The 15,579-nt window shown below is 67.3% G+C and carries 17 protein-coding genes; 11 read left to right on the plus strand and 6 right to left on the minus strand.

Annotated elements, in window-relative coordinates; translation table 11 throughout:
• Window positions 1-41: 41 nt before the first annotated feature.
• A complete protein-coding gene (locus QMZ26_RS05045; RefSeq protein WP_079222303.1) occupies window positions 42-863 on the minus strand; it encodes a pyruvate, water dikinase regulatory protein in 822 nt (273 codons plus the stop codon).
• Between the two features lie 143 nt (window positions 864-1,006).
• Between QMZ26_RS05045 and ppsA the strand changes: the two genes are divergently transcribed.
• Together ppsA and QMZ26_RS05055 are read left to right on the plus strand one after the other, a co-directional pair.
• Window positions 1,007-3,385 carry a phosphoenolpyruvate synthase gene (gene ppsA / locus QMZ26_RS05050; protein ID WP_283220757.1) on the plus strand — a complete coding sequence of 793 codons (2,379 nt, stop codon included), beginning with the start codon at window positions 1,007-1,009 and terminating at the stop codon, window positions 3,383-3,385.
• A 131-nt stretch (window positions 3,386-3,516) separates the two neighbouring features.
• Window positions 3,517-4,401 carry a mechanosensitive ion channel domain-containing protein gene (locus QMZ26_RS05055; protein ID WP_200734281.1) on the plus strand — a complete coding sequence of 295 codons (885 nt, stop codon included), beginning with the start codon at window positions 3,517-3,519 and terminating at the stop codon, window positions 4,399-4,401.
• Window positions 4,402-4,523: 122 nt separating this feature from the next.
• Here the strand turns inward: QMZ26_RS05055 and QMZ26_RS05060 are convergent, their stop codons facing one another.
• The 4 genes from QMZ26_RS05060 to tadA all read right to left on the minus strand — a co-directional run bounded on the left by QMZ26_RS05060 (window position 4,524) and on the right by tadA (window position 7,955).
• Window positions 4,524-5,639, minus strand: coding sequence for an alkene reductase (locus tag QMZ26_RS05060; RefSeq protein WP_283220758.1), 1,116 nt, complete (start codon window positions 5,637-5,639; stop codon window positions 4,524-4,526).
• 99 nt (window positions 5,640-5,738) lie between these two features.
• On the minus strand, window positions 5,739-6,611 hold the full coding sequence (locus QMZ26_RS05065) for an EcsC family protein (protein ID WP_283220759.1): 873 nt from the start codon (window positions 6,609-6,611) through the stop codon (window positions 5,739-5,741).
• Between the two features lie 168 nt (window positions 6,612-6,779).
• On the minus strand, window positions 6,780-7,352 hold the full coding sequence (orn, locus tag QMZ26_RS05070) for an oligoribonuclease (protein ID WP_079222308.1): 573 nt from the start codon (window positions 7,350-7,352) through the stop codon (window positions 6,780-6,782).
• A gap of 75 nt (window positions 7,353-7,427) precedes the next feature.
• The gene (tadA, locus tag QMZ26_RS05075; protein ID WP_283220760.1) at window positions 7,428-7,955 is read right to left on the minus strand and encodes a tRNA adenosine(34) deaminase TadA; all 528 of its coding nucleotides are present in this window, start codon (window positions 7,953-7,955) and stop codon (window positions 7,428-7,430) included.
• An 85-nt stretch (window positions 7,956-8,040) separates the two neighbouring features.
• Here tadA and QMZ26_RS05080 point away from each other — a divergent pair, with 85 nt between their 5' ends.
• Together QMZ26_RS05080 and QMZ26_RS05085 are read left to right on the plus strand one after the other, a co-directional pair.
• Entirely contained in the window at window positions 8,041-8,478 is a 438-nt protein-coding gene (locus tag QMZ26_RS05080) for an acetyltransferase (protein ID WP_283220761.1), read from the plus strand.
• A gap of 80 nt (window positions 8,479-8,558) precedes the next feature.
• Window positions 8,559-8,765, plus strand: coding sequence for a hypothetical protein (locus tag QMZ26_RS05085; protein WP_283220762.1), 207 nt, complete (start codon window positions 8,559-8,561; stop codon window positions 8,763-8,765).
• A gap of 39 nt (window positions 8,766-8,804) precedes the next feature.
• On the opposite strand, the gene QMZ26_RS05090 is transcribed toward QMZ26_RS05085, so the two are convergent.
• On the minus strand, window positions 8,805-9,311 hold the full coding sequence (locus QMZ26_RS05090; RefSeq protein WP_283220763.1) for an N-acetyltransferase: 507 nt from the start codon (window positions 9,309-9,311) through the stop codon (window positions 8,805-8,807).
• Window positions 9,312-9,411: 100 nt separating this feature from the next.
• Between QMZ26_RS05090 and QMZ26_RS05095 the strand changes: the two genes are divergently transcribed.
• From QMZ26_RS05095 to QMZ26_RS05125, 7 genes are all read left to right on the plus strand, one after another.
• Complete coding sequence (locus QMZ26_RS05095; RefSeq protein ID WP_283220764.1) at window positions 9,412-10,245, plus strand: hypothetical protein; 834 nt, start codon at window positions 9,412-9,414, stop codon at window positions 10,243-10,245.
• Window positions 10,246-10,353: 108 nt separating this feature from the next.
• Entirely contained in the window at window positions 10,354-11,550 is a 1,197-nt protein-coding gene (locus tag QMZ26_RS05100) for an MFS transporter (protein ID WP_283220765.1), read from the plus strand.
• 143 nt (window positions 11,551-11,693) lie between these two features.
• Window positions 11,694-11,942 (plus strand): hypothetical protein, encoded by a 249-nt coding sequence (locus QMZ26_RS05105; protein ID WP_079222314.1) that lies wholly within the window; start codon window positions 11,694-11,696, stop codon window positions 11,940-11,942.
• Entirely contained in the window at window positions 11,939-12,127 is a 189-nt protein-coding gene (locus QMZ26_RS05110) for a hypothetical protein (RefSeq protein WP_079222315.1), read from the plus strand. The genes QMZ26_RS05105 and QMZ26_RS05110 overlap by 4 nt, the downstream gene beginning before the upstream one ends.
• A gap of 15 nt (window positions 12,128-12,142) precedes the next feature.
• Complete coding sequence (locus QMZ26_RS05115; protein WP_283220766.1) at window positions 12,143-12,886, plus strand: SOS response-associated peptidase family protein; 744 nt, start codon at window positions 12,143-12,145, stop codon at window positions 12,884-12,886.
• A 116-nt stretch (window positions 12,887-13,002) separates the two neighbouring features.
• A complete protein-coding gene (locus QMZ26_RS05120) occupies window positions 13,003-13,272 on the plus strand; it encodes a hypothetical protein (protein ID WP_283220767.1) in 270 nt (89 codons plus the stop codon).
• A gap of 145 nt (window positions 13,273-13,417) precedes the next feature.
• A complete protein-coding gene (locus QMZ26_RS05125; RefSeq protein WP_283220768.1) occupies window positions 13,418-15,538 on the plus strand; it encodes a methyl-accepting chemotaxis protein in 2,121 nt (706 codons plus the stop codon).
• The last annotated feature ends 41 nt before the right edge of the window (window positions 15,539-15,579 follow it).

Genomic DNA, 15,579 nt, shown 5'->3' on the forward strand with positions numbered 1-15,579 from the left:
GCAGCCGAGCGTGGGCTCGGCTCTACAGGGAGTGGTTCCGGTCAATACATCTCGCGCTGCAGCCCCAGCGTGCCCAGCACCTTGCTGGAAATCTCCTCGATCGAGGTGTGGGTGGTGCTCAGCGTCGGGATCCGCTCCATCTGGAACATCACCTCGGCGGCGGCCACCTCGCGCTTGCAGGTGTCCAGGTTGGCGTAGCGCGAGTTCGGCCGACGCTCCTGGCGGATCTGCTGCAGGCGGTCCGGGTCGATGGTCAGGCCGAATAGTTTCCGACGATAGTTTCTCAGCCGCGGCGGCAGGCGGTCGCTTTCCAGGTCCTCGTCGGTCAGCGGGTAATTGGCCGCGCGCACCCCGTAATGCAGGGCCAGGTAGATGCAGGTGGGCGTCTTGCCGGCGCGCGACACCGCCACCAGGATCACGTCGGCGTCGTCGTAGTTCACCGCGATGCCGTCATCGTGGGTCAGGGCGAAGTTCATCGCGTTGATGCGGCGGTGGTAGGTCTCGAAGTCCACCATGCCGTGGGCCTGGCCGACCCTGGCCAGGCGCGGGCTGGACAGTTCCCGCTCCAGCGGCTCGATGAACGGGGCGAACACGTCAAGCATCAGGGCCCCGCTTTCACCCAGGATCAGGCTCAGGCTCTGGTCCACGCAGGAGTTCACCACGATGGGCCGGACCTGGTACCTCTCGCCCGCTGCCTGGATCCGGGCACAGGCTTCCCGGGCTTTTTCGGGGTCGTCGATGAACGACATCCGATCAGTGATGAAGCTGAACCCGGTGAACTGCGTGAGCAGGCTATGCCCAATGGTTTCAGCGGTGATACCGGTTCCATCGGAAACGTAGAACACCGGACGGATGGTCGACATAGGCGGTTTTCACCCCTCTGAAGCTGAAAATGGTTGCAGCACAAGCTTGTGCCGACGGTACTGCGACCGGCATCATATCGGCTTCTTCCTACGGACGCGGCCATTCAGCCCGCCTCGGGCGATGGCCAAACGGAGCATCGCGCTTGAACGAGAACATCCTGTGGTTGCACGAACTGCGTCTGGGCGATCTGGCCCGCGTAGGCGGCAAGAATTCGTCGCTGGGCGAAATGATCGGCAACCTGGCCGGTCTGGGGGTCTCCGTCCCCGGCGGTTACGCCACGACCGCTGAAGCCTTCAAGGACTTCATTGCCCACAACGACCTGTCCAAGCGCATCTTCGACAAGCTGGCCACGCTGGACGTCGAGGACGTCAATGCGCTGACCGTCGCTGGCAAGGAAATCCGCGCCTGGGTGATCGACGCCCCGCTGCAGCCGCAGCTGGACCAGGACATCCGCAGCGCCTACGCCACGCTGAGCGCCGAAAACGGCGGCGGCGACGTGGCCGTTGCAGTGCGCTCCTCGGCCACCGCCGAAGACCTGCCCGATGCGTCCTTCGCCGGCCAGCAGGAAACCTTCCTCAACGTCACCGGTGCCGACGATGTCGTGCACAAGGTCAAGGAAGTGTTCGCCTCGCTGTACAACGACCGTGCCATCGCCTACCGCGTCCACCACGGCTTCAAGCACGAAGACGTGTTCCTGTCGGCCGGCGTGCAGCTGATGGTGCGTTCGGGCGTCGGCTCCTCCGGCGTGCTGTTCACCCTGGACACCGAGTCCGGCTTCCGTGACGTGGTGTTCGTCACCTCGTCGTTCGGCCTGGGCGAAATGGTCGTGCAGGGCGCGGTCAACCCGGACGAGTACTACGTCTACAAGCCCACCCTGCAGGCCGGCAAGCCGGCGATCCTGCGCCGCTCGCTCGGCAGCAAGGCGATCCGCATGGTGTATTCGGATGTCCCCGGCGAGCGCGTCAGGATCGAGGACACCCCGGCTGAACTGCGCAGCACCTTCTCCATCAGCGACGAGGATGTGCAGGAACTGTCCAAGCAGGCCCTGGTCATCGAAAAGCACTACGGCCGCCCGATGGACATCGAGTGGGCCAAGGACGGTGTCAGCGGCAAGCTGTTCATCGTGCAGGCTCGCCCGGAAACGGTGAAGTCGCGCAGCCACGCCACCCAGATCGAGCGCTTCGCGCTGACTGAAAAGGGCGGCAACGTGCTGGCCGAAGGCCGTGCCGTCGGCGCCAAGATCGGCTCGGGCACCGCCCGCGTGGTCAAGACGCTGGAAGACATGAACCGCGTGCAGCCGGGCGACGTGCTGATCGCCGACATGACCGACCCCGACTGGGAGCCGGTGATGAAGCGCGCCTCGGCCATCGTCACCAACCGTGGTGGCCGTACCTGCCACGCCGCGATCATCGCGCGCGAGCTGGGCGTGCCGGCCGTGGTCGGTTCGGGCAACGCCACCAAGGTCATCGAAGATGGCCAGCAGGTCACCGTCAGCTGCGCTGAAGGCGATACCGGCTTCATCTACGAAGGCAAGCTCGATTTCGAGCGCACCACCACCGATCTGGGCAACATGCCGCCGGCACCGCTGAAGATCATGATGAACGTGGCCAACCCGGAACGTGCCTTCGACTTCGGCCAGCTGCCGAACGCCGGCATCGGCCTGGCCCGCCTGGAAATGATCATCGCCAGCCACATCGGCATCCACCCGAACGCGCTGCTGGAATACGACCGCCAGGATGCGGCCACCAGGAAGAAGATCGACGAGACGATCGCCGGTTATGGTGACCCGGTCAGCTTCTACGTGGACCGCCTGGCCGAAGGCATCGCCACCCTCACCGCTTCGGTTGCGCCGAACCCGGTGATCGTGCGCCTGTCGGACTTCAAGTCCAACGAGTACGCCAACCTGGTGGGCGGCAGCAACTACGAGCCGCACGAAGAGAACCCGATGATCGGCTTCCGCGGCGCCAGCCGTTACGTCGATCCGAGCTTCTCGGCTGCCTTCGCGCTGGAATGCAAGGCCGTGCTGCGCGTGCGCAACGAAATGGGCCTGGACAACCTCTGGGTCATGATTCCGTTCGTGCGCACCCTGGAAGAAGGCCGCAAGGTCGTCGAGGTGCTGGAACAGAATGGCCTGAAGCAGGGCGAGAACGGCCTGAAGATCATCATGATGTGCGAAGTGCCGTCCAACGCACTGCTCGCCGATGAGTTCCTGGAGATCTTCGACGGCTTCTCGATCGGCTCCAACGACCTGACCCAGCTCAGCCTGGGCCTGGACCGCGATTCGTCGATCGTCGCGCACCTGTTCGACGAACGTAACCCGGCGGTGAAGAAGCTGCTGTCGATGGCCATCAAGGCCGCCCGCGCCAAGGGCAAGTACGTCGGCATCTGCGGCCAGGGCCCGTCCGACCACCCGGATCTGGCCGAGTGGCTGATGCAGGAAGGCATCGAGTCCCTGTCGTTGAACCCGGATACCGTGGTCGACACCTGGCTGCGCCTGGCCAAGCACAAGGCCAATGGTTGATCCATTGATGGGCTGACGTCGCTTTCATTGGCGTCCGCCCATACTGCAGCTGCATGCACGCCCCGCCTCTGCGGGGCGTGCCTGTTTCTGGCGTCCGCATACGCCATGACGACTGCTGCAAAGGAGCCCGCATGATTGCTGTCACCGCCCCCGCCACGACCTGGTTCCACTCGCTCGACTGGGAGCGGTTGCTCGAGACTTATGGCTTGCCGTTGCTGGCTGCGGTCGTCGTACTGCTGATTGGCCTGTGGATCGCTCGCCGCATTTCCAACGCCATGCCGCGTGCCACCTCACGCATGGGCGTGGATCCGATGCTGGGCAGTTTCCTGCGCAACGTGGTCTACGCAGCGGCGCTGGTGATCGTGGTGGTGTTGGCGATCGCCACGCTCGGCGTGCCGATCTCGCCGCTGCTGGCTGTACTCGGCACGGCCGGCCTCGCGGTTGGCCTGGCGCTGAAGGATTCGCTGTCCAACATCGCCTCCGGCGTGATGCTGGTGACCCTGCGCCCGTTCCGCGTGGGTGACGTGGTGACCGTGGCCGGGCAGACCGGCACCGTGCGCGAAGTGCGCATCTTCCAGACCGTTCTTACCGGCGCCGACAACCAGCACACCACCCTTCCGAACACGCTGATCACCGCCGCGCCGATCATCAACCTGACCGCAGAACCGACCCGCCGCGTCGAGCTGGTGATCGGCATCGGTTACGAGGACAACATCCAGCTGGCGCGTGAAACCGCCATCGCGCTGATGAAGGCCGACAGCCGCGTGCTGTCTACGCCCGAGCCGGACGTGGTGGTGTACGAACTGGGCGACCACGCCATCAAGCTGGGCATCCGCTGCTACGTGAAATCGGCCGACCAGTTCGGCACCAAGGTCACCCTGCTGGAACAGATCAAGCTGGGCTATGACAAGGCTGGCATCAACCTGCCCTACCCGCAGCAGGACATGCACCTGTACCTGCATGGCAAGGATGGCGGCGTGGTCGAGGCCGAGGCGCTGGTGCGCGATAAGCCCTGAAATCCAGGTTCCGCCGGGCATGGCCCGGCGCTACCCGACACAGCGTGCCGACCAACGGTCGGCACCCACCACATGCCATGCACGGGTAGTGCCGGCCGCTGGCCGGCAACCACACATCGGTATCAGGCCTCGACGGCCTCTTCCAGCGCCGGGTAATCGGTATACCCCGCTTCGCCGCCGCCAAAGTACGTCGCGCGATCCGGCGGATTCAGCTCCGCCCCGTTGCGCAGGCGCTCGGGCAGGTCGGGGTTGGCGATGAACGGCCGGCCGAAACCGATCAGGTCCGCCCAGCCCTCGGCCAGCGCCTGCTCGGCTCGTTCGGCGGTGTACTTGCCGGCGTAGATCAGCGTGCCCGGGTAGACCATGCGCAGGGCCTGCTTGAATGCCACCGGCATCACCGGCGCATCCTCCCAGTCGGCCTCGGCGATGTGCAGGTAGCCCACGCCGAGCCCGCCCAGCAGATGCGCGGCGGCCAGGTAGGTCGCCTGCGGCGTGTCGTCCACCGCACCCTGCAGGGTCGTCAGCGGCGCCAGGCGCACGCCCACGCGCTGCGCACCGGCGACGGCCACCACGGCCTCCACCACTTCGCGCAGGAAGCGCAGGCGGTTCTGCAGCGCGCCACCGTAGCCATCGGTGCGCTGGTTGGCCTGCGAATCGATGAACTGGTTGATCAGGTAGCCGTTGGCACCATGCAGCTCGACGCCGTCAAAGCCGGCGGCCAGCGCATTGCGGGTGGCCTGCGCGTAGTCGGCGATGATGCCTGGAATCTCGTCCTCGGCCAGCGCGCGCGGCATCGAGTGCTGGATCATCTCGCCCACGCCCGACCCGGGGCCGGCGCCGGTCGGGTCGACGAAGACCTTCACCCCTTCGGCCAGCAGTGCCGACGACGAGACCGGCGCCGCACCCTCCGGCTGCAGGGCGACGTGGGAGACGCCGCCGACGTGCCACAACTGGGCGAAGATGCGGCCACCGGCGGCGTGTACCGCATCGGTCACCTGCCGCCAGCCCTGCACCTGTGCCTCGCTGTGGATGCCTGGGGTCCAGGCATAGCCCTGGCCCTGCGGGCTGATCTGGGTGCCTTCGCTGACGATCAGCCCGGCACCGGCGCGCTGGGCGTAGTACTGCGCCATCTGCGCGGTGGCGACATTGCCGGCGGCCGCCCGCGAGCGGGTCATCGGCGGCATCACGATGCGGTTCGGCAGGGCCAGCGTGCCCAGGGTGTGGGGAGTGAACAACATGGCGCGTTCTCTTGCGGGGGACTGACCGCAAGGATGGGGATGGCCCGCGGCGCGCAACAGCCGCCCTCGGGCAAAACAGTTGTGCCGTGAAGGCAAGGGTTACAGCGTCGGCTCGATCCTGGCCGCGCCGTGGGCCACCCGGTCATAGCAGGTCCGCACCACCTCTTCGCCGTACTTCAGCTCCAGCCGGCGCACGATGAAGTGGCCGCGCGCCATGTCCTGGTAATAGTCGGTGAACATCGTATTGAGGGTGGCGCCGGCCGCAGCGCCCACGATCGGCACCGCCTGCGCGGCGAACTTCTCGGCTACCACCACGCCGAAACGCGCAGCCACCTTCTCCACCAGCTTGGCCAGCAGCTTGCCGGCCTCCTTCGGTGCCACGCCCAGGGTCAGGTCGCGGCCGGTCACCACGCGCCCGGCCAGTTCGGCCGACAGGTGGCGCATCACGTCGGTGGTGAAACCGCGCGCCAGGTAGTAACCGGTCTCGCTGGCATCGTCGCGTGGCGAATTGCCGCCCAGCGCGAACACCTCCAGGCAGGCCTGGCGGGTGCTGAACTGCGACAGGTCGAAGCCCTCGCTGCGGGCCACGTCGGCCACCGCACGCATCATGATGGTGGTCGACACCGGCAGCTCGATGAACAGCGCGGCGAAGCCGAAGGCACCGCCCACGGCACCCGATGTGGCCGCGGCCACCTTGTGCCAACGGGTGGAGGCCGACTTGCCGGGCGTGTTGCCCATGCTCCACAGCGCCGCCTGCGCGGATTTCGACAGTGCCGCCTCGACGGCGCCATGGATGCGTCCGGAGATCGCTTTGGGCAGCGCCTTCACCGCGAACTCCAGCGGCGTGCCGACCAGGTTGGCCATGCGCGCGGTGATCGTCGGCGCCTCCAGCAGGGTCACCGCCCGCTGCAGGTCGGCCCAGTCCTGGGCATCGTGGGCGATATCGCGTGGCAGCAGGATCGGCTCGTTCATGGGGCCGATAGTAGCGCCATGGAGTTGAACGGTTTGTCGCGGGCACGACAGAGGGGTCAGAGCCCTTTCCGCCGGAAAGGGATCCGACCCCGGCGCCTTGCCGGCCAGCGGCCGGCACTACCAGTTCGCGTGACCCCGGTAGCGCCGGGCCATGCCCGGCGTCGTTGTTCAGGCCGTCGGCAGGCCCGACAGCACGCCCATGAACTGGCGGTAGTGGCGCAGTTCGGCGATCGAATCATGCACGTCGCTCAGCGCGGTGTGGTTGCTGTTCTTGGCCAGCCCGGCAGCCACGGTCGGCGCCCAGCGCTTGGCCAGCTCCTTCACCGTGGATACGTCCAGGTTGCGGTAATGGAAGTACTTCTCCAGCCGCGGCATCTGGCGGTGCAGGAAACGGCGGTCCTGGCAGATCGAGTTGCCGCTCATCGGCGAAACACCCGACGGAATCCACTGTGCGAGGAAGTTCACGGTCTGCGCTTCGGCCTGGGCCAGGGTGGTGGTGCTGTCCAGCACGCGCTGCCACAGGCCCGAACGGCGATGCTGGTTGCGGTTCCACTCGTCCATCGCTTCCAGCGTTTCCAGCGGGTGGTGGATGGCGAATTCCGGGCCCTCGGCCAGCACGTTCAGCTGGGCATCGGTGACCACGGTGGCGATCTCGATGATCGAATCGTTGTCGGTATCCAACCCGGTCATTTCCAGGTCGATCCAGATCAGTCGTTCGTTGGCCGCGCCGTTCTCCACCATCGTGTCGCCTCGTTGCTGGGCAGGCATGGCGCCCGCCGGAAAAGGAAAGAGGCGGCCATCATACCCTTTCGCTGCTCAGCCCTCGCCGGCGTGGTCTTCCCGCAGCAGCGGCGGTTTGCCGCGCTTGGCGCGGAAGTAGTTGGTCAGGCGCAGGCTGGCCTCCTTGGCCAGCACGCCACCGTGGATCTCCACCCGGTGGTTGTGGCGGGCATCGCCCAGCAGGTTGAACACGCTGCCGCAGGCACCGGTCTTCGGGTCGCTGGCACCGTAGACCAGCCGCGCCACGCGCGCGTGCACGATCGCCATCGCGCACATCGCACACGGTTCCAGGGTCACGTACAGGGTGCTGCCGATCAACCGGTGGTTGGCCAGTGCCCGCCCACCTTCGCGCATGGCCACGATCTCGGCGTGTGCACTGGGGTCATGGGAGGCGATGTTGAGGTTCCAGCCCTCGCCCAGCAGCGTGCCATCGGCACCCACCAGCACCGCCCCCACCGGAATCTCGTCGAACTCGTGCTGCGCGCGCTCGGCCAGGGCCAGTGCGTGGCGCATCCAGTGTTCATCGGCATCGTGCACAGGCACGCCCAGCGGGGTGTCGACCATGGTTCTCCTCCCGCTTGGGGGCTGTTCAATTGCGGGTGAGGCAGCAGCATACTACGCGTCCTTCACAAGCACCTTGGACAGTCACATGCCCACACTACGTCCCTCCCGCGCCGACGAAGGCGCTGCCCTGGTCGATCTCTGGCGCCGCTCGGTCGATGCCACCCACGATTTCCTCAGTGCCGATGACCGCCAGGCCATCGATGCCGAAGTGGCCGGATTCCTGCCGCAGGCGCCGCTGCTGATCGCCGCCGATGCCCAGGATCGCCCGCTTGGCTTCATGCTGGTGGATGGCAGCCACATGGAAGCCTTGTTCATCGACCCCGCTGCGCGCGGTTCCGGCGTGGGCCGCCTGCTGCTGCAGCACGCGCTGGCCGAACACCCCCAGCTCACCACCGATGTCAACGCGCAGAACGCGCAGGCTGTCGGCTTCTACCGGCACCTGGGCTTCGTCGAAACTGGCCGCTCGCCGGTCGATGGCCACGGCCGGCCGTATCCGCTGATCCATCTGCGCTACGGCGGCTGAGCACGCCCACAATCCGTGCACTGGATGCTAGGTTTGCACTCCCTCGACACGGATGACGAACGATGCAACCAGGCGAAGTGATGTGGGGCCTGCTGATGGTGGTGATGGGCACGGTCTGGCTGTTCGTGCCCTTCGCGATTTTTTCGTGCCGCTCGCTGCTGGCCCGGCTGCTGGCCGAACAACAGCGCACCAATGCGCTGTTGACCCATATCGGTGGCCGGCGCATTCCGCCGCCGGAACCCGAGCCGGTGCCATGGGTGCCGCTGCGCGACGACGAAATGCCCTGAACCATTGCGCCCGGGGCATCGCGCCCCTGGGCTGGATACTCAGGCAGTCGCTTCGAATGCCGGGGAATAGCGCACCTCGCCCTGTGGCAACGGTGGCTGCAGGCACAGCGCCTGGAAGTACCCGGCAGGAACGCCCGGCAGCACCAGCGCCGGTTCGGCACGGAAACCAAAGCGGTGGTAATACGCTGGCTCGCCCAGCAGCACGCAGCCCCGCGCATGCTGCCGGCGCAGTGCGTCGATGGCCGCGTCCATCAATGCAGACCCGATGCCCTGCCCCTGCCAGGCCGGCGCGACCGAGATGGGGCCCAGGCCGAACCAGCCAGCGCTGCCATCGGACATCGACACCGGCGATACGGCCACGTGGCCGAGCAGCCGACTCTCGTCCACCGCCACCAGCGACACCGTCAGTTCACCGCGCGCACGCAATGCGTCAACGATGAACGCTTCGGTATGGCTGCTGTGCGCGGCATGGGCGAAGGCGGCGGCCGTCAATGCATGGATGCTGGCGACGTCGGCCGGGGTTTCAGGGCGGATGAGGTAGTTCACGGTGCATCCCGTTCAGTGCGTCTGCCCGCCATTGTCGGGCAGCAGGCGTAGCGCGGCTACGATTGGGCGATAATCGACCTCCCACCTGCAGGAGGCGATGATGGACTGGGTCGAACGAGCACGCGCATTGGCAATCGAAGCCCATGCCGGGCAGCAGGACAAAGCAGGGCGCCCCTACATCGAACATGTGGCGCGCGTGGCGGGCGCCATCGAGGACGATCCGATCGCACAGGCGACGGCCTGGCTGCATGATGTGGTGGAAGACTGCGCCGATCACGCATCCCGCGTCGGCGACTTCCCCGCGCCGATCCAGCAGGCAGTGCAGCTGATGAGCCGCAACAGTGCACCCGATGCAGACACGTACTACGCACGCATCGCCGCCGACCCGGTGGCGTTGAAGGTGAAACTGGCGGATATCGCCGACAACGCCGACGAAGCGCGCCTGGCCGCGCTGGATGCGGCGACCGCCGAGCGGCTGCGCAGCAAGTACCGGCACGCGCTGGCCGCCCTCGGCGCCCGCCGCACGCCTTTGCACCCGCCGCGCTACAGCCCTGGTGCCGAGCGCGACGAGGCGGCCCCACGCCAACGCCTGGTGCAGCTGATGGAAGCCGGTGAGCGCCTGGACACGCTGGTGTGCGGCCTTGACCGCATCGCGTCCGGCTTCACGGAAGAAACTGAACAAGCCGCTGCGCTGCTGCTGTTCATGCACAGCCAACAGGTGCTGCAATCGCTGGCGGAGGTGCGCGGCATCGTTTCGCAGGAACTGGAAGCCCAGATGGAACTGGATGCGTACGACACCTGGACCGACAAGGGCACGCCGGACTGGACGCCGCCTTACGGCGAGAGCGCCGAGCGCATCCTGCAGCGTTTCCTGGACACCTGTGGGCCGCTGCCCCGCTGGCAACCGGTAACACCGGGCACGCCCCTGGGCTGAAACACGGCAGCAATCCACCCATCGAACACTGATTTAACCCCGCGCAGCTGTTGGTGTTGCGGTGCAGCAGTACAATGGGCGGCTTCCTCCGCCCTGCCCGCCCCCCGCATGAGCCCCAATTCTCCCCTGGCCGCGCGGCTGACGCCGCGTCAGCGCACCTGGATCATCCTCGCCCTGTCGCTGGGTGGCTTTGCCATCGGCACCAGCGAATTCGCCAGCATGGGCCTGATGCTGGAAATCAGCCGCGGCCTGTCGATCAGCGAAACCCAGGTCGGCCACCTGATCAGCGCGTACGCCATCGGCGTGGTGGTCGGTGCGCCGATCCTCGCGTTCATCGGTGCCTCGTTCCCGCGCTGCAAGCTGCTGCTGGCCCTGATGGGCTTCTACGCGGTGGGCAACCTGGCCAGCGCCCTGGCGCCCAACTACAGCACCATGCTGATCGCGCGCTTCGTCGCCGGCCTGCCGCATGGCGCCTACTTCGGCGTGGCGATGCTGGTGGCCGCGGCCATCAGCCCGGCCGGCCAGCGTGGCCAGGCGATGTCGCGGGTGCTGCTGGGCCTGTCCATCGCGATCCTGATCGGCAACCCGCTGACCACCTGGCTGGGCCAGCAGTTGAGCTGGCGCACCGCCTTCGGCCTGGTCAGCGTGCTGGCCATCGCCACCGTGGTGATGATCGCCCGCTTCCTGCTGCCCGACCCGGACGAGGTGCGCACCTCGCCAATGCGTGAGCTGCGCGCGTTCAACACCACCCAGGTCTGGCTGGCGCTGGCCATCGGCGCGGTCGGCTTTGCGGGCATGTTCTGCGTGTTCACCTACCTCGCACCGACCCTGGTGCAGGTAACCGGCGTGGCCGAGTCGTGGATGCCGCTGGCGGTGGGTGTTTTCGGCATCGGCGCGATCATCGGCAACATCGCTGGCGGCTGGCTGGTGGACAAGTTCCACTTCAAGGCCGCGGCCGTGGTGCTGGTGTGGTCCATCGTGATGCTGCTGCTGTACCCGCTGGCCGCACAATCGGTGTGGACCATCGGCCCGATGATCATCACCGTGGGCACCATGGGCGCGCTGGCAGCCGTGCTGCAGACCCGCCTGATGGATGTGGCCGGCGAGGCGCAGACGCTGGCCGCCGCCTCCAACCACGCCGCCTTCAATACCGCCAATGCGCTGGGCCCGTGGCTGGGCGGCATGGCCATCAGCGCCGGCTTCAGCCCGGCCACCACCGGCTATGTCGGTGCCGCCACCGCCATCGGCGGCCTGCTGCTGTGGGGCGTGTCGATGCTGGTGGACCGCCGCCGCAAGGCGGCCTGAGCCCCCGGACCGCAGCCCTTGCCGCTGGCAGGGGCTGCGCCTGCCGAGGGCTGCGTTGACCTCGCCGCCGCATCGGGCTGACGGTGCCGTCACAGGGGAAAGTGTGACGATGAATGCACCTTCTCCCTGGCAGCCCCTTTCCCATGTCGGACACCGGTCACTTCGCCATTCGCGCCTTCGAGGCCGTCTTCAACATGGCCGGTGGCGTCGAACGCATTACCGCGCTGACGGTGACCTGCAAGCACTGCGATGCCACGACATCGTCCACCGAAGGCAACCTGCTGCATCTTCCCGGTGGCACCCTGTTCCGTTGCGATGACTGCGGCTGCCACCAGGCGGTGAGCAATGCACGCGTGGCCGACTGGCAGCTGCCGCGGGTACTGGGTGTATGAACATGGACGCGACCCTGACGGCCGGACAGCTGCAGATCCTGCGCGCGATCGCCGATGCGCAGCCGGTGAAGGGCGACGACGCCACCTGGGCTGTCACCGCCGGGCTTGCGGTGCAGGCCGAAGACGGTGACATCGACCTGACCCCGCACGGCCGCGACGTACTGCAGGCGCACGCGCCGCACTGACGCGGCGGGGCGGGCATGCGGCGCTTCGTGCAGGCCTTCGTCGACGCGGAAAGCTTTTCCGCTGACCTGCCCGGCGAAGTGTCTGCGGCGCTGGCCGGTGCCGATGCGCGCTACAACATCGGGAAGGACGGCCACGCATGGGTCTGGGCCGCCGGGGCATCCGATGCAGCTGCGGGCACCGTTGTTGCGGACATGCAGTGGGGCCTGGTGCCGCGCTGGTCGAAGCAACCGTCCACGCCCTACACCACGGTCACCGCCCGGCTGGAACGCGCGCCACGCAGCCGCGTCTTTGCCGATGCCTGGAACAAGCGCCGTTGCATCGTGCCGATGACCGGCTATTTCAAATGGGACCGGCAGCGGCGGCCGCCCTGGCCGATGTTCGTCCAGCGCCAGGATGGCGTAGCGCTGCTGGCGGCGGGGCTGTGGGAGCACTGGCAGGATGACGCGGGCCAACAGCGCGATACGTTTTCGATCCTGACCGATGGCAACCCAGCCATACCCGCCCCGTTGTCGCCCGATGGCCCGGTGTTCCTTGAGCCCGCCGCAGCTGCGGCCTGGCTCAGCGGCACCCTGGCCACACCGGCACAACTGCGGCGGCGTGCCCATACCGCTGCACTGGAAGCCACGTACGTCGGCCTCGGCATCCGCGACCCGCGTCGCGATGACTACACGCTGCTCGAACCCGTCGACCCGGACGGGCTGCAGGCCGATGACGCGCCGACCGACTGGGATGGGGATGCGCTGGACGACGACGCGTGAGCGGTGGGCCTGGGGTCGGATCCCTTGCCAAAGGCAAGGGCTCTGACCCCTACGCCGCCTTCGCTGAACCGCAAAAAACACATGGCGTGGATGTGGCTTCCTGCACAGTGCAGCCCATGCATCACCGCCCTGCCCCCGCCCGCCATGATGCCGTTGCCCTGCAGGCCGGAATGCTGGGCAGCGTGCTGGGCGTGGGCCTGTTCAAGGCACTGGCGCTGTCCGGCGTGGTGTCCGGCTCGTTGATGGGCATGGGGCTGTGGCTGCTGGCGTGCTTGCTGCTCGGCGCCTGGGCGCTGGCCGCTGGATTGGCCTGCCTGGCCCTCAGCCGGCGGGTATTCGTGCTGATGCTCGCCCTGTCGGCCGTGTTCGTGCTCTGCATCGCCTGACCTGCAGGCACCTCCGGAAAAAATCCTGTCGCCGGCGCTAAAGCTTCAGCCTGCGCCGCCGCTACCGTTGTACTGCTTGCCGGGACTCTCTCCTGTGCAGACACGCCCGGCAGTCGGGCCTACAACGACTACCGGATTTCACAAAATGAACACGCTGCGCCGCTTCAAGGTTGGCACCCGCCTCACTGCGGGCTTTTCCATCCTGCTTCTCCTGATCGCCACCATTCTTGCGATCGCCCTGCACAGCAATTACCAGCAGCGGCAACAGTTCGACAACGCCGTGAACGTCCGCGTCACCCGCATGGGCGAGCTGTACGACATGCTCATCATCAACAAGGAACTGCTGCTCCTGCGCCGCGACATGCTGATCAAGCGCGGCCAGGGCCTGGGCGAGGACATTGCCAGGGCGCATGCGATGTCGGAGCGCTACGACCAGATCTGGACCCACTTCACCGAGCGCCCGGCCACCAGCCCGCTGGCCGAAACAATGCGCGCCAAGGTTGCCCAGAAGCAGCAGGCCACCGTTGCACTCAACCGCGACCTCGATGCGGCGATGCTGGCCGGCGATTTCGATGCGGCCAGCACGCAGCTGCTGACCCGTGCCGGCCCCGCTGCCGCCGATTGGAACGCCGCGCTGGCCGAGTTCGCCGAACTGCAGCAGACCCTGGTCGACGAAGCCGCCAAGGAGATGCAGGCACTGGCCGCACGCACGACCGCGCTGCTCAGCCTGTTCGGCGTGCTCAGCCTGGGCCTGGGCATCATCGCGGCATGGCTGATCTCGCGCAGCCTGACCCGCCCACTGGCGCAGGTGCAGGCGTCGATCAATGCGGTCACCCGCGGCGATCTCAGCATCCGCCACCAGGACGACAGCCCCGACGAAGTGGGCCAGATGCTGCGTGCCACCGACGGCATGGTCGGGCTGCTGCAGCGTTTCTCGCAGCAGACCCAGCTGATGATCGGCAAGCATGCCGCCGAGGACATCAGTCACCGCATGCCGGTGGATTTCCCCGGCGTCTACGGCGAGCTGGCGCAGGGCATGAACACCATGGTGTTCGAGCACCTGGACGCGATCGTCGACGCCATCGAGGTACTGAACCAGTATGCCCAGGGCGACCTCAGCCGCGACGCACGGCGCCTGCCGGGCAGCCGCGCGATGCTGCACGAATCGATGGATGCCGCCAAGGCCAGCCTGCACGCCATCAACCAGGACATCCAGCGCCTGGCATCGGCCGCCGCGGCCGGCGACTTCAGCGCGCGTGGTGATGCCACCGCCTATCGCCACGATTTCCGCCGCATGATCGAAGACCTCAACCGCCTGATGGCCACCGCTGACGGCAGCCTCGGTGCGTTGTCCAAGGTGCTGGGTGCGATGGCCGAGGGCGACCTGACCCGCCGCATCGACGGCGACTTCCAGGGCGTGTTTGCCGCCATGCAGCGCGACACCAACCGCACGGCGGAAAACCTCGCCGGCATCATCCGCCGCATCCAGCAGGCCTCCGGTTCGATCGCCAGTGCGTCCGATGAGATTGCCGCCGGCAACGCCGACCTGTCGCGGCGCACCGAAAGCCAGGCCGCCAACCTGGAAGAAACCGCTGCATCGATGGAAGAGCTGACCTCCACCGTCCGCCAGAACGCCGAGCATGCGCAGCAGGCCGATGCGGCCTCGCGCAGTGCCGGCGAGGCCCTGCAGCAGACCGCGCACGCGGTGCAGGACGTGGTGCGCGTGATGGGCCAGATCAACGCCTCTTCGCTGCGCATCGGCGAAATGGTCAGCCTGATCGACGGCATCGCGTTCCAGACCAACATCCTGGCCCTCAATGCAGCGGTCGAGGCGGCCCGCGCCGGCGAACAGGGCCGCGGCTTCGCCGTGGTCGCCAGCGAAGTGCGCACCCTGGCCCAGCGCGCGGCGGCCTCGGCCAAGGACATCAAGGCATTGATCGATGAATCCACTGGCAGCGTGGAAGCGGGCATCGCCATCGCCCGCCAGACCGAGGCCGCCATCGGGCAGCTGACCGATGCCGCGGGGCAGACCGGGCACCTGGTGCAGCAGATCGCCCAGGCCAGCGTCGAGCAGGCGGCTGGCATCGAGCAGGTCAACCAGACCATCGCGCAGATGGACGAGGCCACCCAGCAGAATGCCGCGCTGGTCGAGGAAGCCAGTGCAGCCGCGCGCGCAATGGCCGGGCAGGCAGCGGAACTGGACCAGGCCGCCGCCGTGTTCCGCGTCTCGGGCCACGCAGCCACCGCACTCCGGCGCGCGGCCTGATCGGCAGGGGCCGATGCGGGCACTCACACTGCCCGCATCGG

The sequence above is a fragment of the Stenotrophomonas sp. PFBMAA-4 genome, from assembly GCF_030053215.1.
Lineage (GTDB): Bacteria > Pseudomonadota > Gammaproteobacteria > Xanthomonadales > Xanthomonadaceae > Stenotrophomonas.